Origin of the sequence: Pseudomonas phytophila, from assembly GCF_025643095.1 — a bacterium.
Classification (GTDB): domain Bacteria; phylum Pseudomonadota; class Gammaproteobacteria; order Pseudomonadales; family Pseudomonadaceae; genus Aquipseudomonas; species Aquipseudomonas quasicaspiana.
The window spans coordinates 3,511,050-3,537,610 of the sequence record NZ_CP081201.1; the positions used below are offsets into that span (position 1 = coordinate 3,511,050).

A 26,561-nucleotide genomic window follows, 5' to 3' on the forward strand; every position below is an offset into this window, starting at 1 on the left:
GCCGACATACCAATCAGTGAAGCAAATTCCAAAAAAGACCGCTGATATCACTTTTTACCATCTCCGCCACCTCGCTCAGGGTGGGTGCCTCGAAATTGTATTGCCTTCCTTGATAAAACTTATTGGGCGCGGGAAAAGCACCTCCTCCCCCCGAGGTATAGATCCCACCCACTGAACGATTAAGTCGCAACAACTCAGTGCTTATGTGCTTGCTTTTTGTGGAATTCATAAACAGTCCACCAGGAAGCTCATGCTCGAACCAGCAGATAGTGCGAGAATCATCAACTTTTTGCACTGGGACCCAGTACCAATTTATGGCCCGTTCACCCGCCCCTCCCGACACTAGTGCCTCCCTTCGGAAAGGCATTGCGTTCAGGTAAGAAAATTCGTTGGCCACACTCCCAAAGCTGGCATTCACGACTTCGATATACAGATCAGCAGCTCGTGAAAAATGAAAATCTAGATAAGCTTTCACAAGCTCCGGCTTTTCAAACATTTGATCCTCATTATCCCAGTGCGGTAGCCACCACCACTCAATAATTTCGCGACCTGCATCCTGAAGACACCTTAAATCATCTATCAATGAATTAATCGGAAAGGCAATATCACTATGCTGACGAGCCGGCACAACCTCGTTCGCAAAGGGTCGGAGTTGGTCCAGCAAATAAGCTAGCGAGTCATCCGGAGTGAATTTTCTAAAACCGAGCGATGTCAGATAACGTATCCGGGAAAGTGAACGCTCATTGGCCAGTAAAACTCCGCCTCGAAAATTTCGTTGCCGGACAATCTCGTTAAGCGCACCTTTTATGTTTAGTGCCGCAGCATATCTACCCCCATTTATATTCAAACGTGAGCGCGTCAGATCAACATCATGAACCATGCGATTATCAATTGGAGAGGTCTGCTTTACGCGCAAACACAAGCCATCTGACGGCGTGATTTTATATGAAAGCTTCGAAGCGCTCGTTGAATCTATATCACCATGTATCGCAACGTCATCGACCGGAACATGCACATACGCAAGGCTAGACCGGAGCTCGTGACTGATATCCGGAAAGTAGCGAGCTTGCATGATATCGACACCACTTAACACTTCATTCAAAAACTCTTGAATATTATCCTGATCCGGATCACCCGCGGCCTTACAGCTTCGCGCCACGTTTATATATTGGCGTAAGGGAAAAGCATCAATTTTTCCCCATAGACGCTTGCGGGAAGCCGATTCAAGCACCAGCGAGATGAGCATGACTGGCAATAATGAGTCAGGTTGAATATCCAACGCATCAATACTTTCAAGAAATTCTGCTTGAGGTTTCTTCGCTAATGCTCGAGCATGAAGGTAGTCTCCTAGGGCGTCATGTAAAAAGCCTACGCCAGTACCGGTACTCACGATTATTCCAGCGTTGTGGAGGTTGTCAAAGCACTCGCTACCCAGTCCGGCATCGGTGATAAGTTTCAAAGCCTCTATAGCAGTTAATCGGCGCTTCACACTCGAATCTGCGATCAAAAGCATGGCTTCATTTAAATAAATTTTAGTCGTAGGCGTACTCGTAAAGCCTTCACTCAACTGAGTCAGCCAGTGCTCAAACAGCTCTTCCAAACGACTTGGAAAAGCGCTATTGACCATAAAGAAATTTATTATACGACTCAGTAACAAAGGCACTTCACTTAATACAGTTAGGAATTTTGGTATCCCAAATACCGGAAACTCTTTCCCCATGGCTTCCACGACCATATTTTTTTGCTCCTGACTGTCCAGCTTTTCCAGCAAAAGGCAGGGAAGTTCTAGCCGGACTGGCATCGAAGAGCGGGAAAAGATGAAAATCTGGGAATCGGGATAGTCGCGCTTGAACAGGCGAAGTTTAGAATCTACAGACGAACGCAAGGAATAAGGCACATATTCGTAACCATCGCAAACTAATGTTACACCAAATCGCAGCACGGAAGATCTAACGCTGGCTAGCGATATTTGCGCTTGCTTCGCCTTGATACGCTGACAGATAAAGCCCATCACATCGCAATTCGATTGCGCAAACTCGAACAACGGAAAGTCAATAGCGCCGACATGTTCAAAATTATAAAAACTTTTCTCTATTGCCTGCTCCATAAGTTGCTTACAGAGTACAGTTTTTCCGTACCCAGAAGGTGCAATGATAAGCGCCCCCGTACTATACGACTCCATCAACGATGTTGACAGCACCACGTCTCCAAGCTCCGTTACCAGTCTTCGGGCAATGGCACGCTGCTCATTCCTAGACAGCTCTGCAAGTTTGTAATCTTTAAAACTCAGCTCGGCGGAAACTTTTTTGATTTCCAACACCTCGATCTGTCTTATCAGCGATTGCCTGGATAACAGGAGTTCAAGCCGAGGACGTTGCTCAGCTAGACGCATGACATTGTATTCAAATATTAGAGCGCTCTCATGGGTACGCTGAAGTTGCCAAACTTGCAGATCGACTCCGTTTGTTAAAAGTAACACAGGAGTACGTAACGCAACCGCGTATGATTCGGCTTGATCTTTGGCATCCTCCAGAGTTTTTTTTGGCGACTTAGCTTCGATGACCAACAGAGAAGTATCGCGATTTTTCGGCAAGCCCGCATAGACAACCATATCTGCTTCAAACGACCGCCCCTTCTTAGTCCCCTTAATTAAAGACACCGGAACTTTCGGCTGAATATCATCTGTCTTGTAACCCAATGCCGCGAGCAAAGGAGCAACCAACCGATGTTCGACATCCGCCTCATTGGCAAAAGGGCCTAGACTTGAGAGGGACTCCCAAAATCTTTCGTAGCCACTCACAGTAAAATCAGCACGCATAAAAAAACCTTACAGATAGTGATGCTTCCGAAAGAAATACATGGTGGGTTGCGCAAATTCTTCAAACATAGCCAAGAGAACCAAGATGAGAACAAAAAAATTATAAGGGAAGAAAGCTTCGACACATTGCTCTGGCCAGAGCCTAGGCCCGTATGCCTATAGCATATAAGGCGAACGGCAAATTTAACGCTTCTCCCACCTAGATACGGCAATCGGGATTATGAGTTCGCCCTCGCGTTATACACTGGTTATAACCCTGACATCTGAACCAGACACATTTTTAATGTAGGAATAACTTGTACCGAGGACAGCGAGCTGATCAGCGGAGATCTTCGCTGCTGAAATGGCAGGCTGTACGATCACAAATCTGAAAATCATCTCGTGGTCGTGGCACTTGTTGCGAAGCAGCTCCAAATCTATTGGGTCACCCTTGAGGATTCTGTCGAACCCTTTCGGCAACGATTGCTGGTACCGCCCCATCAATCGATTGAAGAATTTTTCCTCGGTGTGCAGCCATTTCACCGATCGTGATGCCTGACCGCAGACCTCGTAAACATCGGAGACACGAGCACCAGGCCGATCTTTTTGGGGGCAATACTTGCAGTGGTAAAGGTCGACAAAGATTGCGTCCTTGCTCTCTTTGATTGCCACAAGATCCGCAATCTCACCAGCGCCATCATCGTTGAAAATGAATGCATAGTCGTCCTCAATACGGCTGTAGGTGAACCCTTGGACGGTGTCCATGTTACGGGTAGCCCTCATCGACTCGCTGTGGATCTGGGTGGTTCCCCAGTCCCAAGCCTCAATCAGCGCTATGGGAAGCTTCAAGTCCAAGCTATTGGGTGTGTAGAACCGGTAATTGCCCTCGATCATCGAACCGTCCACGGCTAGCAGGACCAAAGGGTTCATATCCAGGTACTGCTCGAACGAGCTCTCTTCGGCGAAAATGATCTTGACCCCAGGGCAGGAGACTTTGTAGCTGTCGTTCAGTAACCGTATCGTGATGTCAGGCAACAGACGCTCCGTGCCATCTACTGCAATGGCGATGAGGGGCACTTCTAGTGTCAGGTCATCGCTTCGCCGAGGTTTGCCAAGCTCGACATCAAGCAGGTTGAAAATCTCACCGTTGAACGCTAGCGAAATTTTCTGCTCGTTTTCGATCGCAATGGACTCCGGCCAATCAGCATAGAAAAGTCCCGTTGGCCAAGCCCCTTCGATCTTCTCCGAGCGAATCACATCCTTGAGCACTTCAGAAGGGTTGATCGAGGCATCGTTGAGTTTTTGCGAGGCACGTTTGCACCACTCAATCCAGTAAATGATGCTGGAAGAGTTCATCTCCCAGATCTTCCCTTTGTGAGAGCAGCCAACGGTGGTGCGATGTCCATCTTCATAGCCCGTTGCGAAGATGTTGGACTTTTTCGCCGTGCCGTTCTCGATTTCACTGATGACGGTATTGATGTCCCGCCCGACGTGCATCGTGAATCTCAGATCCTTGCGTGTCCTGGACAGCCCCACGTTCTGCAGCTTCATGAGCTTGATGTCGTGCAGGGTTCGGAAGGTAGGCTCGCCGTTGATTCGCCTGGCATCCTTTGCAATCAAATTCAAAAAACGCGTCGCTTGCGACTCATCACCAGAGGAGTGAATGAAGAGCGTCTTGTCGGGCGCGTGGTAGTACGCCAGGTACAGAATCCAGTTCGTGTCCACAATCGCCGAGGTTTGAGCCCATCCGACGGGTGTTTCTCGTCGCGTCACCATGATGATGGTGTCTGAATCGTCGTTGATAGAAAGGAACTGCAGCGGTTCTTTCTTCTGGGAGAAGTGATTCGCTTTCTCTGGCCGCCACTGGTCGCGCTCCACATGGTAGGCGATCGCACTGATCTTGGGGTTTGGGTTCAACCCGAAGATCTCCTCGGAGTCGGCATCATCCGGGAACTGTTCAGTGAACGTCTCTTTTTCGATTTCGCGGGCGATCTTGTCTTGGCTCACATCTCGAATCACGGCGCTCCAGTCGGCACTTTCCTTGTAAAGCACTGCCATCTGGTAATCGACTTTCTGGTTGGCTATGTTTGAGACGAATTTGGCGTCGCCTAGCGTGTCATCAACCCGGGTTAGCCGACCGATGAACTGTAGTGTGACGGCCGGACTGCGATGCTGGTCGTGAATAGCCGCGATTTTCAGCTCTGGCAGGTCGAAGCCTTCGCCCAGCATGTCCACGCATACGATGATCTTGTATTTCTTCTCGACAATTTCACCCAGCAGCTTGACCCGATTCGGCACCTTGCTGTGGATGAGAATGGGTGAGAGGTCCTCATGCTTTTTGTAGAGCTCAAACAGGGCTTCAGCACGTTTTTGCGATCGTGCGCGTACCATCAGTAGGTGGTTAAAGCCTTGCTCTCGATCGCCTCGCAACAACTCTACCGCCTTATCAGCAACCACTTGGTCAGCCAACTCGAGGTTGTATTCGCGCACTGGGTGAAATTCGATCGACTTGAAGTAGCCATCGATCTGCGCATCCTTCAACGGGTAGTTGTAGATAATCTTGCCTTCAAGGGGCTGATTGTCCTCCCTGAAAGGCGTAGCAGTGAACTGCAGGCATGGCTTCTCTTTAAACGCGGTTTTCACCCGCCCCCATGTCATGGCGGCCACATGATGGGTTTCATCGATGATCAGGTGGCTGCAGAGCTCAGCCAAGGCTTGGAGGGATTCTGTGTCGAATCGCTGCAATGCTTGCGGGGTAGCGACAATTACATTCGCCTCGGCAAGCTGTTGAACATCTTCAGCCGACATTCCTGAGCCGATCGCCCTAACCACAGGGTTAAGTGCTATGGCAGAAACAGCACCGATCTCCCGAAGTTTTTTCAGCCCGAGGCATTTTTCGACAAGCTGGGAACGCAAGGCATCTGACGGGACGAGCACCAATGTCCTTGCCAACCGCCCTGCGATAAGCAGACCAAGCATGGTATCGGTCTTGCCGGTACCCGTTGGCATCACGATCGTTGCCGTCGTGGCCGGAGACATCACCAGGTGTCCCAGTGAAGCGTATAGGGCGGCAAGCTGAGGTTTACGCAAGCCCGGCGTATTGGTATCCCGGACTGCCAGGTTGAAGTTGAAGATGTGTTGCTGCCAGCTTTGATATACGTCTAAGTACTTCCCTGTAGCATCGACCATTGCGTTCACCAAATTGAATGTGAAAATCAGCGCTGATTATTCAATGGCCACATGCTATCAGTGAACGTCATTTCAGGTGTACCCCGAAAAGCAGTTCTCAAACGCCCCACTCCTCTGCCTTCTCCAACCGGAGATCGATACCCAACGGTCCAATTCGAGATGAACGTACACTGAAAGCCATCCGAATCCATCTTAGCCTATGTGAGAAATCGCCATTCGCGATCACTCGCAAACCTGATTCAACTGGGGGCAAAACTGGGGGCATATTTTGAATTTTTCCGCCTGAAAATACTGTTCTAGAGCCTTGTCAAAATGTTCTTTGGCGCCCCTGACAGTCTTTAGGGGCTTTGCGCATGCTTGTTAGCTGATCATTTCTGCGTTTTTCTAGCCTCGAATAGCCATTTACTTCCAGCTAATTGCTACATTTGGGGCATATTTTAGGGCATGTTTTGGATGGCTTGAAAAGGATGCCCCCAACCGAAGATGCTCAGCGCTTTCGGTAATCTGCCGACCACGCTGTTCATCTTGGGTGCCAAAACTGTCTTCGCGGTGATTTTTCGCTTTCCAGAGTGCTCCCGAGAGTAAGACCGCTGCTTAAGCTCACCACCTTCGAAAACCAAGCTGCTCCAACAGACGTGGCGCGGAGGATTATCGGCACTGACCAACGGCCAGAGGTTACCGAGCCATAAAACGCAAGCCGAAGCCCGGCCTCCCACGGCTATTCGACAAACCAAGTACCGGGAGCGGGATGTCATCGAGCGTCTATTTGGCTGACTGAAAGAGCACCGCCGGCTGGCCACGCGTTACTGCAAGCTCGCAATAAGTTATCTCACCATGGTCACATTGGCCTGCTGCCGGCGATGTTTACGACATCTCTCTTCGTACAGTGCCTAGAACAAAGCTACAACAGTATCGATGCCGCTCGTTCGCTTGGACTGATTGAGTCAACCTTGCCCTGGGTGGTCACCCAGCTCAAGGGCGTCACGTTCCGATACCAGCGCCGCCCTACCCCGTCAGCGTGGAAGCGACAGCTGATTAGACAAAGAAGACCCCGCCCTTCAAGACCTCATCGAACGCTTCCTGCGTGCTGTTGCGCTGAAGTATCCGAACTTGCCAGAGATAGAATGACCGAACCACTTGGCCTTCAGAGGCAGGCACTTCGCGGTAGGCCGTTCCGCGCGACACTAAGGCTGCACCACAGGCCGCACTCAGTTGCGTCGGCCGCACCGGCCCCCAGCCCGAGTTCCAATGGGAATAATCCGCCACCACTTTTTCACCCTCTAGGACCTCAAGCATACCGCCTTCTTGGCGCACCTCGATTTGAGCAGTATGCACGAGAGTAGGCACAAATAATCTAGATGGATAGAGGTTCAGCTGCAGGTATCCCATGCGATCAAAGTCAACCCGTCCCGCCAAAGGCAAAGACGCCGACGGGTCGTCCAAGAGCTCATCGATAGGCATTCTACGCAGCCATACGTTTTCGTCGAGCGGCTTCGTAGGCAAGCTCGACAGCATAGGCATGTCGTCCCAGTAGGTGTCGAGATGTACTGCTAAGTCCTGATCAGCCACCTCACTGTCACCGACCTGCAACCAACGCGCCAGCGATATTTCAACACAACGCCCCATCGTCATCTCTACGGGAGAGCTGAACGCAACTAACTCATCACTGGGTCGCTCGGCCTCGACGCGGTCGACGACACCTCGCAGGATTTCCTCAATCGCCTTTGAGTCCCCATCGAAATCCCCCCGCATCAGTCCCCATGTCGGCCGTGACGGACTCAGCGCAGCCAGCGCTGGATGAACGGGCATTGCTTTAAGCGCGTAGTGGCGAACGACATCGGCCGGCAGCCCCCACAACTGTTCTGCTACCACCAAGGTACGCAGATAGGCAGATATCCCACGAAGGGCGGCACGACTCGAGTACGGTCCCACGAATCCTTCGCCCAGCGACCGCGCAAAGTGCCAGAAGTCCCCCTGTACGGGCGACTCAGGATAAGCCGTCAGGTTTTGAGTCCATTCGAACGCCATCTGGCGGATTAGCGGGAGCGAGGTCCGATTCTCTAGCCGGCTCAGATTCGTTCGTAAGTTCCTTGCCAGTTGCAGCCCCTGCATGCCATCGAAGTCACTGGGGATCTTGAAGTCTGGCGGCGCCACTTTAAGGTCGACATCGAGCGCCTGCGCCTCAAAACCGAGGGCCTCTAAGAACAGGTTGGACAGCAGGGACGGTTTGGGTGTGTGCTTCAACAAGTCCAGATTGGCAACGTATCCGTCCACCGCCGCAGCAATCCAGAAAATGCAAAACGCCTCGACGACTTCCGCCTCAAGCTTGCACGAGCTCAGCAATCTCAGGAGCGCAGCCTCGGTTTCTGCCGCTGTGTCAGGGGCGCCAAGTCGTTTTGCCAACTCCTGCATTGTCCACCATCGGCCCGCAGGTATTGGCCATCCGAGACGAGCAATGAGAATTCGAAGATCGTCCATCACTCCTCCTGAAGGTCTACTGTCGCAAGTTCGACTCCCCAGCGCGGCACAGTCAGGGGTAGCGTTCGAGTATCTTCGAGTACGCAATCGACCATCACTTGCGCAAATGCGACCGCTTCATCAATGCGCTTTTGCTTCGCATAGAAATAGACCATGGCTTCGCCCGGAGCCAATCGCGGCCGCTCTGGCTCACCGAACATGGAATAGGTCGTTTCACTTACGAATTCGTCGCACCGCTTCGGGTAATGCTTCGCCACAAGGTCCAACCGTGCCAGCGTCTTCTCTTCGCCCTCCATGAAGTTCATCCACCCGCCACTGTTAATCTGTGCCTCCACGAGATACTTCCAAGCCGCCTTCAGACCACTCATTTTGCGTCGGGTGTGGAAGGCGTGACCGGACATATGCAGTAAACCACGGCCCAGACCCCGGGCCGACAACAACGGAACATCGAGCGCCTCTAGAAGCCGCTTCCCTTGACCGTTACCCTCCCAATACCGATACCAATCCTGTAGCACCGCTTCGTCGTCGTAGCCACGACCCGAGAGGCGATCCAGCAAAGCCTCCAGTTGTTCAGGCTCGAAGGTTGAGACGTCACCATCAAAAGGTTTTCGATCGGTGTTAGAACGAGTATGTTCCTCGCGATCCAGCACACCGATATCCCATCCTCCGTGAGCGATGAGTTCCTGCAGTCGCTCAGCGGCACCCGGAATGCCCTCCTTGGAAAGGCGCTGCAGCACGTTGCCAACATTCGGATGCAACCCTGTGCGCATCAGCGCGTCAAGCTGCCAGCCAGACTTCACGCCCTGCTCAATGTAAGTACTCAGGCTATTCTCAGCCGCAGTCCACTGCCCCGCACTAACATGCTCCTCATACTTGGTCACTAATGCGGCAGGAGCTAGCTTGGCCAGCAACACGTCTGCCTCGGCCAACACATGTCGGGTACCACTGCCGTCCGTGTAGTCGAGCACCGAGTGGACTTGAGAAGCCACCTGCGCCAGCAGTTGACTTGCAACCTCTCGCGCGTGGTCGACCAGGAAGCCTATCGCATCAAGAGTCTTGCTCAACGTCGGGTCTTTGCGATGCGAAAAGCCAGTTGCCAGCTCCCAGGTCTGTCGACATAGTTTACGCGCGGGGTCCTCCAAACCATGCGCAACGGCGATTCCACACAGTTGCAGCGGCGTCTGCAAATGCACGCTGGTCTCCTGACGAACTTCCGCATCAAAAAGCTCGTGTTGGGATCTCACAAAGGTTGCGGCGGCCTCATGGGACATCTTCGTCAAACGTCCAGAGGCATACTGCTCACGGAAGGACACGGCATCGAACCATTTGAAGGTCCGTGAGGCAGACAACGTAGCCTCCGTCAGATCAGCTTCGACGTCATGGCCTAACAGGATGCTGCCGAGTCGGACATCACAGGCCACGCGATGCAGCGCTGCCCGAAAATCATCAGCCGACGATTGCCAGTGGTAACTTTGTCGAAAATGTCGGTACTCAAGCGGCTCCAGTAACTCATAGAGGTCGTGGAAATCCACAAACTCTCCTCGCCACCAGCGATTCGCAACCTGTGTCGCGACGCCCGAGAGGGCATTCAGGAAGTCTGTAATGTTTTCTCGATCCGCATAGATTGGTGCGCGTACAATGCTGAATTGAGTTTGTGCCTCGGTTGCCATGCAAAAACTCAAATGCACGGTACTGAAAAACCAGTGGTGTACCAACCTCGCCAGCCCCACCCCCCGTTTACGGTAGTCCAGCTCCAGCCAATCAATCGGGATATCCGAGCTCAAGGGCGTCACAGACCGCGTGCGGCCAGCCCCGATAGCAGCAACAAAGGGTGTCGACGAGAGCAAATTGAAGTCGGGACGCTCGACGATGCTGACATTGACTTGAGCCGCAGCTCGGAGGCAGGCATCGCTGACAACATGCTTGCGCCAGCCGTCACCCATCGACGCTGCGAGTGACATCAATTCGTCCAGTTGCCCCTCTGCGGCCATCAACCGTACGCACGGCAACCACCATTCCGGATGAGCCCGTGTTGCAAGCTGCGTGAGCCACTCCGGGGTGGTCCCTACTGCACCCAACTGCGCAAACGCACCAGCCAGGAATCTGAAAGCATCCAAACCGCTCCCCGTCGCATACTGGCTCGAGAACCGACTCGCACCTCGGAAGCGTCGCAGCGTTTCTTCACCACACATCTCAGCCACGATATGCTCGCCTCGCGATTGCAGCGCCAGTCCCAACGCCGCTACAAGTTCTATTTCCGCCTCGTGCCTAGAAGCAACAATTTCTTGGATCACTCCATCGTCCGGCGCCAGCGTCCACGTATAGGAAGCCAGTCGAGCCATGTCCTCGTCCGGCATCTGGTATTTGCTGCCCTCAATCATGCGGTCCTTCAAGTGCTGAAGGCGATAAGCCTGCGCGAACTCAGCCCGATCAAGCGCTGCAGTTACGGCGTCGGTGATCAATGTGTCGAATAGCGACTGCGGATAACCCTCCTCCAGGCGCTGTAGCACCCAGTCACGGGTCAAACCAGCGATAAGATTGCCTGGATCACCGAGCTGCGCCTGGATCGTCCAGAGCCAGTTCACCCTCAACGCGTCGGGCGCCAAAGTCTCTAGCCAATGCGCAACCTGCGGCCTCAGTTCAGCGATACGATCGGAGTACCCATCGGTCGAGCGCACGTATACGGCCAGACTCTCGTGAAAGACCTTCAGCCCAGCAGCCGACGAATGAAGCAGATGTGCCACCTTCTCGATTTCCGGCGCAGCCAGTCCCATCGCGGTAGCGATCTCAGCGAATGCGGTTCGCGGCCAGAAGAACGGAAAGGTGCATACCAGTCGCAGGGCATCCTTCGAGCTAGGAGAAAGACGCTCCCACAGTGATCCGTAGTAGAACTTCGCCTCTTGGCTCAGATCGCCAGTGAGTTGTTCGACGTCCCATCGCGTAACCTTGCCACCAGCAAGCACCAGTGCAGAGGTTGCGTAGATGACATGCAGCGGATGCCCATTGGTCTTGGCGCGGAGCGCGGTAGCAGCACTTTGCAACTCCTGCTCGATAGTAGCCTCATGTACAGCGGAAGCTCTAGACGTTTCAGCCTTACTCTCCTCCCCATGAGGTTCCGGTTCCTCAAGCTCTACGGGCTCAAGACGCGTGCTCAACCGACCGCTCTGCACTGCCTGTTGCAGGTATAAAAGGACGGCGTCGCCGGACATGGGCGGGAGCATCTTCCAATTTGCCCTGGGCGCCGCTACCAAAAGGTCGGCAGGCAATTGAGTGTCGGCCACTGGCTGTGTACCGACCAGCAGCACCAAGTGCTCAGGGCAAGGCACCAACTGAGAAAACAAGTCCTCAAGCGGTTGTTTGTCTGCAGCATGGATGCGCCATACGTGGTCAAGACCGTCCAAGATCAGCACGAACGGCTTGTCGAGCGACTTGTAGTGGGATGCAGCGGCTTCCAATAATGCTCGTAGGCTGCCTGAGGTAGCAGGAACGTTCGGATGAAATCGTTTGATCTGCGACCGGATGGACTCCTCGACAACGTAGCTGTGTACGCGATCCCGACCACGCTCCGTCGTGGACAAAAAGTAGTGGTGGCGTACAGTTGGAATATCTTTTTCGGCAAACGTGTCGCACAGAGCGCTGAGGTAGGTGCTCTTGCCACGGCCTGGCGGCCCAGTCAAGACAATCGCCTTACCGGCCGAGCGCATGGCTTCCTCGACGAATTCGCGATGGAAGACTGCATCAGGTACCTCATACCCCTTGGGGACTGCAAAATCCTCGGGCAGCGGTGCAGGCGGCGTCGCTTGAAGGATCGCGCGAAGCTCTGGCAACGTAATCCAGCCGGACGGCGGCGGAGAGTCCTTCTGAGTAGCCCAGTTCAACGCAAGAGTTTTGAGTACGGCGATGCCCTCCGGCGTGCCATGCGCGCGTAACCTTGCGTCAATCTCGTGTTCAAGGGTTTCGTAACCCTTATCGCTGTGCGTGATCTGCAACTGATCGAGAAACTTCTTGCAGTCGTTCTCGTCGCCAAGCTCGGCGATAAGCGCCGCGCGCCTCGGACCAGCAACTTTGGAAAAATCAATCTTGCCGTTCGATAGGCAGACTTCAATCTCGGCATCTGGTCGGCGATTGGTCAGCAGAGATATCTCGCCGATCCGTGCGGGATCCAGCGACCTGTATGCGTCATACCACTTTTTCAACATCGACCGGGATCGCTCTGTCTTGCCAGACTTCTCAAGCAACCAATCCCAAGACAGCGGATGTGCATCAGGGTTTGGCGTGAACTTTACCTGCTTGAGATCCTGCAGGCCGTCTGAACGCTCCACCACGATGTCATCCAGCCCCATCGGTGCATCCGCCTCGACGTCACATTCGAACTTGACCTTTGCATAGCGACTCGGCGCATCTAGCCAGTCGCACAAAACCCTCAACCCCTGCCGATTCTGATAGATGTAGCCGGAAGCGGTGATCGCCGTGTTCTTAATATTCTCAGTCATCGTTTGCGATCCTTTGCACCGCGATTACAGCTCGGCCCACATCCGTGCGGTACAAAACCGGCGCCAATCGGATCATCAACTGACGTTTCAGGTAGGCAAGCGCATCGCTGTCGAGGTTCAAGCTTTTCAAATGTTCGAGCAATTCGCTTTGCCCAGGTTGGCCGAAGGCCAAGCGATAGAGAGACAGCACCTTCTGCATATTCGGATAACGCCGTGCCTCCTCGCTGAAGGCTAGACTTGGGATCAGGCGACGAATCTTCGCGTCGCCCAGCGGATAGTGCCAGTACGGCACTAGGTCAGTGCCCCAGGACGGGCTCTCTGCAGACTTGAACAGGTGTTCCCAACTAGTCGAAGGCGTTTCGGGCCCAGCCACTGCCTGTACCACCCGCCGCCTGACAACCAGCGACTGGTAGCGATTGACCCGCCCTTCGCGTTGTTCCAGGTCGATGGGATTGCTGGGCAGGTTCCAATGTACCACCTCACTACAGTACCAGTGAAAGTCCAGCCCCTCCTGCCCGATGGAGGTCGATGCCAAGACGAAGGGGCGAAACGGCGAGTTGAAGCTTTCCCGAATGCTCACAATGCGAACCTGGCCGGCATCGTCCGTAGCCTTTTGCGCGCCTAGCGGCACCGCGTAATGGCAGCGCAGGTGGGTGTCGTCCTGATCGCGGTCGAGCTTCCATACCTTCACGCTCGACGGCGAGGTACGCAGCACGTTTTCCAGGGTCGACACCACGCCCTCGAGCGAGCGGTTGGGGGCCAGCAGATAGAGGTACTCCTCCAGCATCGCCTGAATACCGCCCTCGGCGCAGTAGCGGACAATGCCGCGCCAGGGGTGCTCGGCGTCCAGTCGCCTGGCGATCGCACTGCCGGCCACCCCGTTGAACAGGCTGACGAACCCCAGCGCCACCCGGCTGACATGCCCATGCAGGCAGTGCTGCTCCGGGTAATACTGCCTGAGGGCACGGTGCGCACAAACCGCCGGCGACCCCAGCGCCAGCCTGGCGAGGTGCTCCGGCAGGTCGGCCGGCATGGCGCCCAGGTCGTCCAGTTGACCGAAGCGATCGGCAACTTCACCCGCGCGCTGTTGCACGCCCCCGGACACCCCTGACAGATTCGACAGGCTGTCGAACCACCCGCTCGTCCAGCCCTCATGAACCTTGTCCAGCAACATCGGCGCAAACAGATACCAATAATGGCTGTTGTGCCCTCCCCTATGGCTGCGTTTGAACGGCGCCATCTGCTGCTTGAAGTGCCGAGTCAGTTCGGCGATTCGCTGCTGCAGGGTGACTGCCGAACGCTGGACAGGGATGTCGATCAGGCAGCGAGCAGGATAGATCAATGACCAGTTGGCCAGGTCGCCACTGTCGAGCTTGATCACGGCGCGCCGCTGCTGCGCTTGGGTGTCTTGCGCGTCCTGACTCAAACCCGCGCGGCGCCTGCTGAAGTACTCGGTTTTGTCGGCGATGTGCTGCTGAACCCGCCGCTCCGCCTCGTAGCTGACCAGGCCGCTGACCATCCGCGGCACCATGGCCCATGAGGAGAACAACAGCGTTTTGCTGAATTGTTCATGGCCTGCGAAAAACCCGTCGAGCGGATAGTGCGGCCAGCTGGGCGGCAGCCACAGCAGCATTTCCGGGCCGGCTTTGCGTCCTTGTGCGAACAGGTGGGTGGTCAGCCAGCGAACCTGGGGGTTGGGCGCTTCGCGGGCAACGTCGAGTGTGAACTTGTGCACCCGCTCACGGGGCAGCCAGAGCTGCTTGCTGACGTTGATGCGATTGAGTGTCTGCGGCGAACGCTTGTAATGGCGCAGCAACAGCTGCTGGATGTTGTAACCGGTGCTGAACGACAACGGCCAGGCCGCCGACTTGAAAAAGCTCATGAGCTGGCTGGCCAGCTGCCGCGCGCTGTCGTTTTCGAGCACCACAGCGAGCCGGTCGAGTTCCACGTAGGCGCGGATATCGTCAGCCCGCAGTTCTGGCCCTGGCCGAGAGGGGTTCGCATCGATCAGGCCATCGACATCCTGCGCTATCTGGCCGCGCTCCGTGCGGCAGATCAGCGGGCGCAACAAGCCTTCCACTGCTCGCCTGGGCGCGTCATCGAGGGCCCTGGCGTTGACGCTGTAGGTTCCCAGGCGCAGCAGCTCGGCCTGCAATGCCTTGCGCGCCGGCTCATACTCCTGCAGCGGCGACAGGCTCAGAAACGCCAGAATCTGCTTCAGCTTGCTCAAGTGGCTGTCATCGTTCTCGTCGTCCGCCACCGTACTCATGGCCTTGAACGGTGTGGCCGAGAGCAGCAGCACCTTGCTGTCGCGCTCCCGGCTGAAGATCTCCCGGGCGATCAGCGAGTGTTCATTGTCCTCAGCTTGATCCAGCAGGCTTTCAAAGCGCTGGAACTCGTCGAGAATGAACAGGTCGGCACGCAACTGCGTGGCGCAGCATTGCGCGAACAGCACCCGCAGCGTGCGCATCATCTCGCGCTTGCTGGCGCGGTGGCGCTGCGCACGCAGGCCGGCAACGCAACGCAACTGCTCCAGCAGGCTCGGCCGATGGTCTTGCGCACAGTCGATCTGCGCAACGAAGCGGGTCACGATCGGTTCGAGCAAGCCTTGTCGCTCGATCTGGCGCAGCTCCTCCTGCCACCCCCCGGCATCCTTGACCCTGTCCTGAAACAGCGCCGTCAAGCTGCGACGCGAGCCTTTCAATTGCGGGTGGCAAAGCAACGCCGCCAGAATGATGCCCCGTTCACGCCGATTGCCAGTGCCCATCGTCAACGCAAACGACGTGGCTGGGGTGAGGGTGCAGATTTCCAGCACCGCGCCCTCCTGCTCGGGCTGACGCAGGGCGACGTGGGCCAGGCGTTCATAGGAAGGCTGGCGAACCCAGCTACTCCCGCTCGGAAACACGGCCAGCTTGGTCAGGTTCTCGGCAGCCAGGCTCAGGTTGGAGCAGATATAGGTGACCCGCATGGGCTCGCGCTTTCGCCAGTCGCGCAACATCGACACGATCAGGCCCTTGGCGACGATGGTCTTGCCCAGCCCCACCTCATCGGCGATCAGCACTCGCCCGCCATGCTGCGGATCATTGAATTGCGCACTGATGCGCTCGACGGTTGCGCGCTGAAAATCCTTGAGCTTGCACCAGGTACGCTGCAGGGCCAGCTCGATGCTGTCGCGATCCGATACACACCCGGTCATGCTTTGCTCCTCGTAAACGCTTGGTACTGTGCCCATAAACTGCGGAGTTCAGGGGGAATCAGGTTCTCGGTTTCGGCCAGTTTCGCCAGTACATCGTCGATGCGTTGCAGCTTTTGTGGCTGGCGGGCTGCACATCGCAGCAGCGCTTCATGCAGCGGGCCGTTGAGCATCTGGTCGATGAGTACATCTGCATCGCTGTCGCTGCCTCCCCCATCCTTCGCGCGAATGTCAATTCGATGGACATGCGTGGGGTTCAGCAGCATGTGAAGGTAGGCCAACAGCTTGTGCGGGCTGTCGATCAGGGTGGTGGTGATGTGCTGCTCCCGGTTGTCGCCGCCTTCGATCTCTAGGCGCAGCTTGATCACCAGTTCACTCGCCACCTCGGCCCCCGCGACCACCCGCAGTATCAGGAAGGCGCTGAGCTGGGCGAGCCCCACGCCCTCCCACACCAGGCGCGGGGCCAATACCCGAGGCTGCCCACTGACCAGCGGCTGCGCCTCGATCACCCAGTTGTCATCGGGTTCCAGCACCTCTGGCGGGCACTCGATGGCGCAGGTGTAGGTGCCATTGGCATCGGCCTCTGCGCGCATGCACCAGTCGGCCAGGATCAACCGGTACAACAGCCTGCGCAGACATTCTTCGGTTGCCTGCTCGGGCTGCAAAGACAATGCGCCAAAGCGATGGGGCAGGAAGATGCCCTTGGAGTCCTGCTCGCTGCCCACCAGCTCGGCACGCAGTTGCTGCGCCGACTGCCGGGCGTTGCTGCTCGACAGGCGCAACATGAACTCGGTATTGCGCGGCTGCGCACCGCTGCCGCCCAGTGCCGCCTTGGTAGCATTGGCCGACCCCACATGCCAGTGGCTGATCGGCCCCTCCTGCAGCAGCACCATCTTGGCGTGTAGATCCTGCGGGCGGGCGTGGCTGAGTTCATCCTCGCCGTCGATCAGCCGGGGGTTGAGAGCGAAACACTCCCAGCCTTGCAACCGCTCCTGGCCCAGGCGCTCGAGCTCTTGCGCGCGACTGAACAGCCAACGGTGGGTGCACTCCTGCTTGAGCTGGTCGAGGGCATCGGAGTGAAGAAACGGCGACATGACCATCACGGTGTCAGCGTTCGGGCACGACAGCAGCGGCGACTGCCCGGGCTTCTCGGGCAAGGTACTCAAGGCACTGAAGCCATCCGGCCTGTCCCAGGTTACCCGCGGCAGTTCCTTGGCCAGCAACGCCAGTTCGCTGCGAAAGTCCTCGGCGCTAGGCATCAATGACTTGAGCAGCGCCACCAGCCCATGGTTGTCGTCACTGCGGGCACCGCCCAGCTCGCCTTCCAGGGCGACCGCAAGGTCCCAACTGCGGTCGAAGGTCAGGTTGCGCGACATCACCAGCAACCGGTAGCGCACCTTTTTGGCCTGATCGGTGAATCGCAGCAGCCACAGCTTGGGGTGGAACGCACTGAAGGCTTGCGTCGGCACCTGGGGCACTAACAAGGGTTCGAGCAGCGAAAAAAGCAGGTTGAACTGGCGCGGCGCCTTGATGCAACCTTGCTGGAAGAACACTTTGACCTTGCCCTTGAGCTGGCTGATCGCCTCGAGCAGCGCCAGCTTGTCGGCCTTCAGGTCGCCTTCGGGCGTGCAACTGAAGGACAGCGCCAATGGAAGGCACAGCAAGGTCTCAAGATCCAGCGAGTAGGTCGTCGCCACCGCGTGGCTCAAGGTAAAACCTTCAGGCGCGGTGAGCTTGTCGCCGTAGTCGATACGGTCGGAATGCGGATTCAGCATGCCAGGCCCTCCTGAACATCGCGCAGCACGTTGCGCACCTGTGTCCAGCGGTAGTCCAGCCGCGACATGCCATGCCATTCGAAGTCTTCGGGCAGGCGCCTGTTGAGGATGCTGCGCTGGTTCTTGTTGGCCCTGGCCTGCTCTTCGACCAACCTGTCCAGCTCGTCCTCCCGGGCATTGCCTGCAATCCCTCGAGCCCAGTTTTCGAGAAATGCCCTAGTGTGGCCGGCCAGCGAAACCTTGGTGTGCGCCAGCCATCGATCGACCTCCTGCGGGTGGGCATGGGCCTGCAAACGCCAGGCGTCCCAGTATTCGCTGTAGGTATCCAGCAACGCCCGGTGCTCGGCGCCGTTACGCACCAGCAGCATGTTCAAGCGCAGATGGGCACCGTAAATCAGCTCACTGAACGCCTGCGCCATGGCCACGCTGTCGCGGGTCTGGCGAGGCAGTTGCGTCTGATCGCCCACCCAGGCTGCCAGCGCCGGAAACCCGGCCTTTCCCTTGACCAGCGCCTGCTCGCGCAGATCGGATCGTTCAAGCTCGGTAACGAGGTTATACTCAGGCCCGGTTTTGAGCTTTTCGCTCAAGAAGCGCGCCTCCGAATCGGTCAGTTCGATGCTGACGCCGTCAAGCCAAGCCGGATCATGGCGATCTAGGTGGACGAGCCTCGACGGGCTGTGGGCGTCGCTGTCATCCCCCGCCTCTTCCTGCAGACCGGCCCAGGGTTCTTCTGCCGAGCCGATGGCCTGCGCGAACTGGCGCAGCGACCCTTGGGTATCGATCAGTTTCCAAGTGCGCAAGCCAACCCAATAAATGGACGATGGCTGCCGGGAAACCCGCTCGCCTTTTTGCAGGGAGAACCCGGAGATACCGGTCTGGCCAGAATTATGGTGCTTTACCCTGAGCAACTCCGAAAGATGCGCCTCCTGTTCCTCCAGGTAGTGGGCAAGTGGCTGCTTGCGCTGGCGCGCACAACTGAGCTGCAGGTAATCGCGGATGATCCGCGGCACGGCGATGAAATACTTGGCCCGGGTCTGCAGGGTGGAAAACCCTGGGAACATCAGGTCGGAGAATGCATCGCGCAAGCCCCCGATGCCCAATTCGTCCAGCGTGCCGGGCTGCGCAAGCTGGCTGAGCGCATGCTTGACCCGTTCACGGTCTTCGTTGGAAAAGTCCACCCATCCCAGTTGGCTACGGTTCGACACCCTGTCTCGCTCCTTGTCCTCTTCGCGCAGGCACCACAGGATATAGCTTTTAGCCATCATCCGTTAAGCTGGTTCGCCTCGATAGACAAATATGTCTGCGAATGGCCAAGTCTGGCCAGTAACCTGTTTATCTCTGAATAGCAATTTACTTATAAATCAATATCTTGAGCATGAAAACCACATAGGCATACCACTTGCAATGGACCCTGCTGACCGTCCCAACAGGAATTGACCGATGGCTTTGCTCTACTACCAAAACCTTCAGCACCACCGCCCCGACATTCTCATGAGCCGGGTTTTTCACGGCCTCAAGGACTTCAACGACTTCCTTCAGGTCTCTGAAAAGCACCTCAACAGCGACCACGCCGTCAAGCGGCTGGGGTGGGCGGCCGCCTTTCGGCCGGAGGGCATCGAAGACAACCCCGCAGGCTTCTGGATCAGCCTGGAGCCGCCCGAAGATCGGCCCGGCGAGCCGGAAGCGACCTTCCGTGCGTTTCTCGACGAAGACGCGCGTGAGGTTTACGAATTTTCCGCACCCGATGGCCTGGACGTGCAATTCAGGTTCAACCGCCAGCGTTCCCTGCGCATCCTCGACCGGGACCCCGCCGGCCAGCGGCTGCTACTGGAGCGCCAACCCACCGAGAGCCAGTTGTTGCTGCGCCCCAACACCAATACCCTCAGGCGCCAGCAGGAAGCCATCGCCTGCCTGCAGGACGTACCTTCGGTGGAGCACCGGCCCTTGTTGCGCCTGCTGGAGACCAACGACCATGCGCGCTGGCCAGAATTGCTCGCCCCTGCCCTGGCGAGCGATACCTGGAAACTGCTGCTTGACCTTGAGCGCCCCGGTACCGACGAACAGCGCCGCTTCGTCGAACAGGCCTTGCACACCACCGACTTCATGTTGCTGGAAGGCCCACCAGGCTCTGGCAAAACCACCGCGATCTGCGAGTTGATCCTGCAGATGGCCGAACAGGGCAAGCGGGTACTGTTGTGCGCTTCGACCCACGTGGCCGTCGACAATGTCCTGGAAAAACTCATGGACGCCCGCAACCCCCATCGCGACCAGATCATTCCCATCCGCATCGGTGATACCCGCAACGTGTCCGAAAAGGCCCGCGAATGGCAATTGGAGACTTTTCGAACGACCGAGCGCAAGCGACTGCAAGCAGCATTGAGCCGTCAGCCAAGCCCGAGCCTGGCGCAACGGACACTGCTCGATGCGCTGCGCCAGGATGATCACGTGATCACTGAACTGGTCCTCAGCACCGCCAACCTGACCTGCGGCACCACCACAGGCATCCTGCAGCACCCGGACCTCAAACGCCGGCGCAGCAACTACCCGCCATACGACATGCTGATTCTCGACGAGGCATCCAAGACCACGTTCCACGAATTTCTCGTTCCCGCCGTACTGGCAAAGCGCTGGATCATCGTCGGCGATCCGCTGCAGCTCTCACCTTACGTGGATGAACAGGCCATGGCGGCCAACCTTGACGCCTGCCTGCCCAAGACATGGCTGCGCAACGCCTGCGTCGATGCGTTCATGGCCCGCCATCAGGGGCGTGGCTGTGTGGTTGCCAACCCCGACGCGCAGGCTCGTCAGGCCTACCAGGCTCAAGCCGCCGCATTGGGGGTAAACCTTGCACAGGCTGAGGACCCCACTTCGCTGCAGGATGCCTGGATCGTGCTGGGGGCAGGCGAAACCCTCGGCGCACGCCTGGATGAGCTGCCGTTGGATACGACCCTTGTGCGCGGCGAAGCACCGGCCATGCTCGAGCGCCGTGCGGCGGCGGCCCGCCGGCGGAACCCGCGGCTGAGTGCCGCAGAGCCTGTGCCAGACTGGAGCATGGAGCTTGCGTGGCGCATCAATGCCGAATACGAGCAACGCCACGCTAGCCAGGAAGACAGCTCCGGACAGGCGCGCATAGCCCGCCAGATCGAGGCCTTGATGCCAGTCGAGGGTTCGGGAGTGGCGCCCGATCACGTGAACAAGAACGTCGCCCGGGTACGCAAGGTGGCCCTGCCCTCGATCCTTGAATCCCTGCAAGAGGGTTTTGGCCGCAACCATCAGGAGCGAAGCGGCAACGCGCTAAGCGATGGCCTGCCCGAGGCGGTCCTGGCTTCACGGCACGTGCGGCTGAGCCATCAGCACCGCATGCACCCCGATATCGCGGCGTTTTCGCACCAGCATATCTACCAGGGCCAGGCGCTGTTCAGCCCAGCGCGGATGACGGCCGAGCGTACCTGGAGCTACGACCGGCACCCCGCCACCTGGCGCCATGTCAAGGCACGCTTCGACGGGCAATCGAACAGCAACCCGGCCGAGGTCGAAGAGGTCATCGCAGAACTCAAGCGCTTCGAGCGTTGGGCCGGCAGAAACCGCAGGGATGATGGCCACCCCTGGGAGGTCGCGGTTCTCACCTATTACCGCGGGCAGGAACGGGCATTGCGCAACGCGCTGCGCAAGTGGTCCGCCAATGGCCATGCCCAGCGCCATTTCGCCAAGGGCCCGAAAGGCAGCCCGTTCATCACGCTGGACCTGTGCACCGTCGATCGCTTCCAGGGGCACGAAGCCGACCTGATACTGCTGTCGCTGGTACGCAATCACATGACCCCCTTCTTGCGGAGCCCGAACCGGCTGAATGTCGCCCTGACCAGGGCGCGCTACTGCCGGATCATCGTGGGCGATCGCCATGCCCTGGGTAAAACCAAAGACAGCCTGCTCGGCAAACTCGCCGCTGAAAAGACCTGGGAGACCTCGTTGCATGACAAGAACTAACGCCGAACGCGGCAATATCGTCCTGAGCCGTCAGGTGAGCATTTTCTGCTGGCACGTGATCGGTGAGGTGGCCCGGGCCACCCAGCGCCCGGAGTTGCTGCCGTTGCTGCAACGGGCCGACGTGAAGGAGGCCATCGACGCCCACGACATCGCCGTGCACCTGTTCTGTGAGCCCTCCCGCCTGGCTGCGGCGCGGCGCCTGCTGGACATCGCCTGCGGGCTGGGGCTGCTGCAACAGTTGCCGGATCCCGGCGCACAGGGCGCCAAGCGTTGCAGCTACAGCCTGACTGAACTCGGCCGGGATGCCTTGCAACGCAAGGAAGTGTTCGTGCCCGAGTACGCCTGCTGGCGGCTGTGGGCCAGTGATGACACCTTGCTGGAGTGCCCGGTGCTGCTGGTCGAACCGTTCGAGGAGCCCCGTGCCACGCAGGATGTCCGTAGCAAAGAGCACCCTACCCACGAGAAAATCCCTGCCTGGCTGAACCAGGCCCTGCGCAAGACCATCACGCCCCTAGGCAACAAGGAAGCGCTGCGCATCGAGCTTCTGGAAAAGAACCTGCAGCCGCAGAAGACCAAGGCGACGCTGGTTGCCACCTGGGACGTCGATCATAGCGGCTTGCAGCTGCACGGCAATCTCGACGGGACGCCCATCGACACCCCGTCCAGTGCCCCGCCGCTAACCGCACAAGCCGTCTGGCAGGGGCTGCTGCAGTCTGCCGGACTGGTGGACGACTGGGATGACCAGGCGCTGGCCTTGAAAAGATCCTTCGACACCAGCTCGGATGCCGAGCGCAACAGCCTGCGCGCCGACCTGCGTGTACCCGCGCCGCAGCTTGCCAAGCTGGGTCGTTTCGATGACCTACGCATCGCGCGCGTGGCATTGACCCCGGGCTCGCACGACGATGCCCAGCGCTGGGCACAATGGCGCCTGCTCGAGCACGTCAATCACTATGCCAGCAGCGAACGCTTCAAAACCTGGACTACGCAGGCCTACGAACCTTTTCTCAGCTTCGAGCTGAGCGCCCCCCGGCGCAAGGACCTTGCCGAACAGACCTGGCAACAGCGCGAAAACAGCCGCGCCACCACCCTCTGGCACCTGGTTGCCGCTGAAGATTGGGGACTGTGATGAACACCAAAATGACCAACCCTTGGGTACGCACGCACACCGAAGTGCTCGACCAACGTGCCTTGCCCATGCCTGCAGCATGGCAAGGAGGCCGCGCGCAGCGCCCGCCAACCCCGGAGATCGGCCACTCGATCCACGTTTCCGGCAACCAGGGCGCACTGCGCGCCGAACTGATCGCACTGCTGAACCAGGCCGTGGACATGGCAGTGATCTGCAGCTTCCTGATCGCCGACCCCGGTTTCGAAGCAGCGCTGAAGGCCACTGCCGAGCGTGGCGTGCGGGTGTATGTGATGGTGGCTTCGGAAGCGCGCCTGGGCAGGGAACCGAGCCAGGGCGAGTTCGACCAGAAGACCCACGCGCACCACAAGGCGATGCTCAAGACATTGGGCAAGTCCGTGCTTTTCCGTACAGCGGCGCACTTTCACGCCAAGGTCGTCCTGATCGACCCCTACACCCGGCCGGCAGGCGTCCTGCTCACCGCCAACCTCACGGAGGGCGCCCTCACCCGCAACGAAGAACTCGCAGTGCGCCTGAGCCCGACTCAAGTCGAGGGCATTGCCGGCTACCTGCGCTGGGCCATGTGGCAAACGGCGGAACATGAATTGCTCGACGGCAACGACTTCAAGGCCGCCAAACCCATCAAGGACGTGCAGCACCCGGCACCCCAGGCTGGCATCCGCGCCACCACGGCCGAGCACACAGGCATCGCGCAACACTTGCTGCAGGCGTTGAGCAACGCCTCAAGCCACATCATCGTCAGCAGCTTCGGCTGGGACCCGCAACATCCGGTGGTCGAACGGCTGTGCCAGCGCGCCCGTGAAGGGCTGAAGGTGACGGTGCTGGCACGGGTACGCCCGTCGGCCATGCCGGCGCTGTTGGCACTCGCCGAAAGCGGTGCGCAGGTTCACGGTTTCAAGTGGTTGCATGCCAAGGCGCTGTGGACCGATGCCGGTGACGCCATGGTGATGTCGGCCAACCTCGAGCCACACGGGCTGGACGACAGCTTCGAGCTTGGCGCGCTGCTGGATGTGCGCCAGGCCGAAGAGCTCAAGCAGCGCCTGCAATACTGGCAGGCCGTCGCGCCCTGGCAACTGCTGCCAGCACCCGTGCTGGGGGACCTGAGTGGCGAGGTGCAGCTGTGGCGCAACGGTCGACTGGACCCGGTGCAGATCCTGGCCGCAGCCGAGATCAACCTGGGTGAGGTGGTTGCCGAGTCCGCCCACCACCTGGAGGCACCACGCCCGGACGTTTCCCAGCCCTCGCAGAGCAATGACCCGGCCCACCAGTTGACCTGCAGCTGGACCGTAACGGCCCCCTACAGCAATCCGAAGGCCAGCCCGCACATGCGCCCCGCGCAAGGCAAGGAGAAACCTCGGCCCTACGCCCCCAAAGTGCTGCGCGAACCGGGCGGGCGCCTCACGGTAGCCATCAGCCAGCCTGGCGAACTGGCCCCTGCGGTCCAGTTGCTCGGTGAAATCGGTGCCGCCGCCGTCGTCATCGACAGCAGGCAGCGCCCATGAGCGATACGCTTCTTTGCTGGCACGCAGAACGGGCCGGCCTGGAGGTGCTGGAAGGCGCGCTCGGCAAGCTTACCGAGCTTGGCGTCCAGGTCAGCCGAGTCATCTACCTGGTCCAGGCGCAAAGCGCTGCCGACATTCCGCCCAGCATCGGCGCTGCGCACATCGAACCGATCAGGATCAGCCTGCCCGACCCCACCCGTCACCAGGCCATCTATGACGCGATCCAGCGCCAGGTACTGCCCAGGCTGAAGGCGGTCGTCGGGAGCCTGCACCTGAACCTCTCGCCGGGTACTCCTGCCATGCACAGCGTCTGGTTGATCCTGCATGCCGGTGGGGCATTTGCAGCGGGCACGCGCCTGTGGTCATCCCAACCCGGACGGCTTGACCCCGTGCCATTCGAGGTCAGTAGCTACCTCGCAGAGATACGCCGGCAACAGCGGCTGGAGCCGGGCGTGCCGTCCTACAATCCAGAGGCACGCTCGGCAGCACGGCGCGAGGCAATGAACTGCCTGTTTCGCTATGCCCGGGTGGCAGGGGCTCCGTTGCTGATACTGGGAGAGCGCGGCACCGGCAAGAGCCGCCTGGTGGAAACCCAGGTGGCGTTGCTCAAGCATCGACCGGACAAGGTGGTCACCCTCGCCTGTGGCGGCCTGGAATCGAGCCTGGCGGAAAGTCTGTTGTTTGGCCACGTCAAGGGCGCCTTCACCGGCGCCGCGCAAGCGCGCAAGGGCCTGCTCGCGCAGGCCAGTGGCGGCATTCTATTTCTTGATGAAATCCAGGATCTGCCGCGGCCTGTGCAGCGCCAGCTGGTGCGGGTGTTCCAGGATCGCCAGCGACGCTACCGCCCCATCGGCAGTGATACAGAGATCAGCGCCGACTTCGAACTGGTCTGTGCCTCGAACCTGTCCATGGCCCAACTGCGCGAGCGGCTGGACGAGGACCTGTGCGATCGCCTGAGCCACCTTTGCGTATCGCTGCCCGCCTTGCGCGAATGTCGCGAGGACCTTCAGGAAGACTGGCAGCGGGTCTGGGCAGATTGCCGTGTCGATGCACGCCTTCCAGCGGCCGCCCCCTGGTCGCAGGCACTGCAGAAAGGGCTGGCAGAACACCCCCTGACCGGCAACCTGCGAGATCTGCAGCGCCTTGCGGCGCTGTGCATGGCTTGGTTCGAACCTGGCAGCGCGACTGGTTGGCTGGACAAGGCTCTTCAACAGTGGTCCGGTGTCGTCCATGGCTTATCAACTGCCGAGCCGGTTCGAACAGGCAGCCGTGAGGAACAGACCAGGCAATTCCAGGCAGAGCTGGCACTACGAACCAAAGCTACTGAAGGGAGTTGGAAGGCGGCTGCGAGCGTATTGGAATGCAGCGTAAAAACGCTGCTGCGTGATACCGAGGGATACTGACGTTCACAGTTAAACCCGTCCCCCTGGCTGGTCGGGACCAGGGGCACTGCCGAAAGCCTGCCCCACGCCCCTAAAACTTCTGACCAAACGGCTGCTGCCCCATGCCCATCGCCAGCACGAACGTCGGCCACAGAACGAGCACCAGGATCAGCCAGTGGGGATGATGAACGCCATAATGGTAGAGATTGCACTAGCCGGTGTAATTCCAGCGGCGCCTGGCCGAAAGCTCAGACTCACTAGCATCCCACCGGAAAAGCCTCCAGCGGCCGGCCGCGCCCTTCGTAGCCCGGCTAATGGTCAGAGCGGCGCTAACAGGTGCATGGCGGCGCTCCAGAATTGGTGAGAGCCTTGCAAAGTCACTGTTTCAAAAAGGTTCTTGATGGATGAGGACTGTCGATGCTCCAGCTCTTTTTTTAAAGGAAGCATGGGATCTGAAAAATCGAGAGCTGAAAATGCTTTTGGGTGAAGGCTACAAAGAACAGCCTTTCCCCGGGCTGGGTTGATACTCCAGCTAGCCAGGCAACGGCCGATACGGCAGGATGGGATCCGCCGTACTCACCCGATATGCCGGTATCACCCATGCGTTGTTCAACGGTGTTTCTC

Annotated in this window: 11 protein-coding genes and 1 pseudogene; 5 read left to right on the forward strand and 7 right to left on the reverse strand. The window is 58.2% G+C overall.

Translation table 11 applies throughout. From position 1 onward, the window contains the following. Positions 1–13: 13 nt before the first annotated feature. Entirely contained in the window at positions 14–2,818 is a 2,805-nt protein-coding gene (locus K3169_RS15940) for a type I restriction enzyme HsdR N-terminal domain-containing protein (RefSeq protein WP_217385015.1), read from the reverse strand. Between the two features lie 237 nt (positions 2,819–3,055). Beyond that, positions 3,056–5,986, reverse strand: coding sequence for a DEAD/DEAH box helicase (locus tag K3169_RS15945; RefSeq protein WP_217385014.1), 2,931 nt, complete (start codon positions 5,984–5,986; stop codon positions 3,056–3,058). Positions 5,987–6,665: 679 nt separating this feature from the next. Here K3169_RS15945 and K3169_RS15950 point away from each other — a divergent pair. After that, positions 6,666–6,880: pseudogene (locus K3169_RS15950) on the forward strand (transposase); the annotation flags it as partial. 141 nt (positions 6,881–7,021) lie between these two features. Here K3169_RS15950 and K3169_RS15955 read toward each other — a convergent pair. From K3169_RS15955 to K3169_RS15975, 5 genes are read right to left on the reverse strand one after another with little or no spacing between them, the layout of a single operon-like run. Further along, positions 7,022–8,464, reverse strand: coding sequence for a multidrug DMT transporter permease (locus tag K3169_RS15955; RefSeq protein ID WP_263267139.1), 1,443 nt, complete (start codon positions 8,462–8,464; stop codon positions 7,022–7,024). Then, the gene (locus tag K3169_RS15960; RefSeq protein WP_263267140.1) at positions 8,464–12,957 is read right to left on the reverse strand and encodes an ATP-binding protein; all 4,494 of its coding nucleotides are present in this window, start codon (positions 12,955–12,957) and stop codon (positions 8,464–8,466) included. Before K3169_RS15960 ends, K3169_RS15955 begins: the two co-directional genes overlap by 1 nt. Continuing rightward, positions 12,950–16,153 (reverse strand): helicase-related protein, encoded by a 3,204-nt coding sequence (locus tag K3169_RS15965; RefSeq protein WP_217385012.1) that lies wholly within the window; start codon positions 16,151–16,153, stop codon positions 12,950–12,952. The genes K3169_RS15960 and K3169_RS15965 overlap by 8 nt, the downstream gene beginning before the upstream one ends. Continuing rightward, entirely contained in the window at positions 16,150–17,925 is a 1,776-nt protein-coding gene (locus K3169_RS15970; protein WP_217385011.1) for a phospholipase D family protein, read from the reverse strand. The genes K3169_RS15965 and K3169_RS15970 overlap by 4 nt, the downstream gene beginning before the upstream one ends. Next, positions 17,919–19,130 (reverse strand): helix-turn-helix domain-containing protein, encoded by a 1,212-nt coding sequence (locus K3169_RS15975; protein ID WP_263267141.1) that lies wholly within the window; start codon positions 19,128–19,130, stop codon positions 17,919–17,921. Before K3169_RS15975 ends, K3169_RS15970 begins: the two co-directional genes overlap by 7 nt. Positions 19,131–19,365: 235 nt before the next feature. Between K3169_RS15975 and K3169_RS15980 the strand changes: the two genes are divergently transcribed. From K3169_RS15980 to K3169_RS15995, 4 genes are read left to right on the forward strand one after another with little or no spacing between them, the layout of a single operon-like run. Continuing rightward, positions 19,366–21,909, forward strand: a complete 2,544-nt coding sequence (locus K3169_RS15980) for a DEAD/DEAH box helicase family protein (protein WP_217385010.1) — start codon at positions 19,366–19,368, stop codon at positions 21,907–21,909. Continuing rightward, the gene (locus tag K3169_RS15985; RefSeq protein WP_217385009.1) at positions 21,896–23,035 is read left to right on the forward strand and encodes a hypothetical protein; all 1,140 of its coding nucleotides are present in this window, start codon (positions 21,896–21,898) and stop codon (positions 23,033–23,035) included. Before K3169_RS15980 ends, K3169_RS15985 begins: the two co-directional genes overlap by 14 nt. Beyond that, a complete protein-coding gene (locus K3169_RS15990) occupies positions 23,035–24,555 on the forward strand; it encodes a phospholipase D-like domain-containing protein (RefSeq protein WP_263267142.1) in 1,521 nt (506 codons plus the stop codon). Before K3169_RS15985 ends, K3169_RS15990 begins: the two co-directional genes overlap by 1 nt. After that, positions 24,552–25,958, forward strand: a complete 1,407-nt coding sequence (locus K3169_RS15995; RefSeq protein ID WP_217385007.1) for a sigma-54-dependent transcriptional regulator — start codon at positions 24,552–24,554, stop codon at positions 25,956–25,958. Before K3169_RS15990 ends, K3169_RS15995 begins: the two co-directional genes overlap by 4 nt. Positions 25,959–26,561 lie beyond the last annotated feature (603 nt).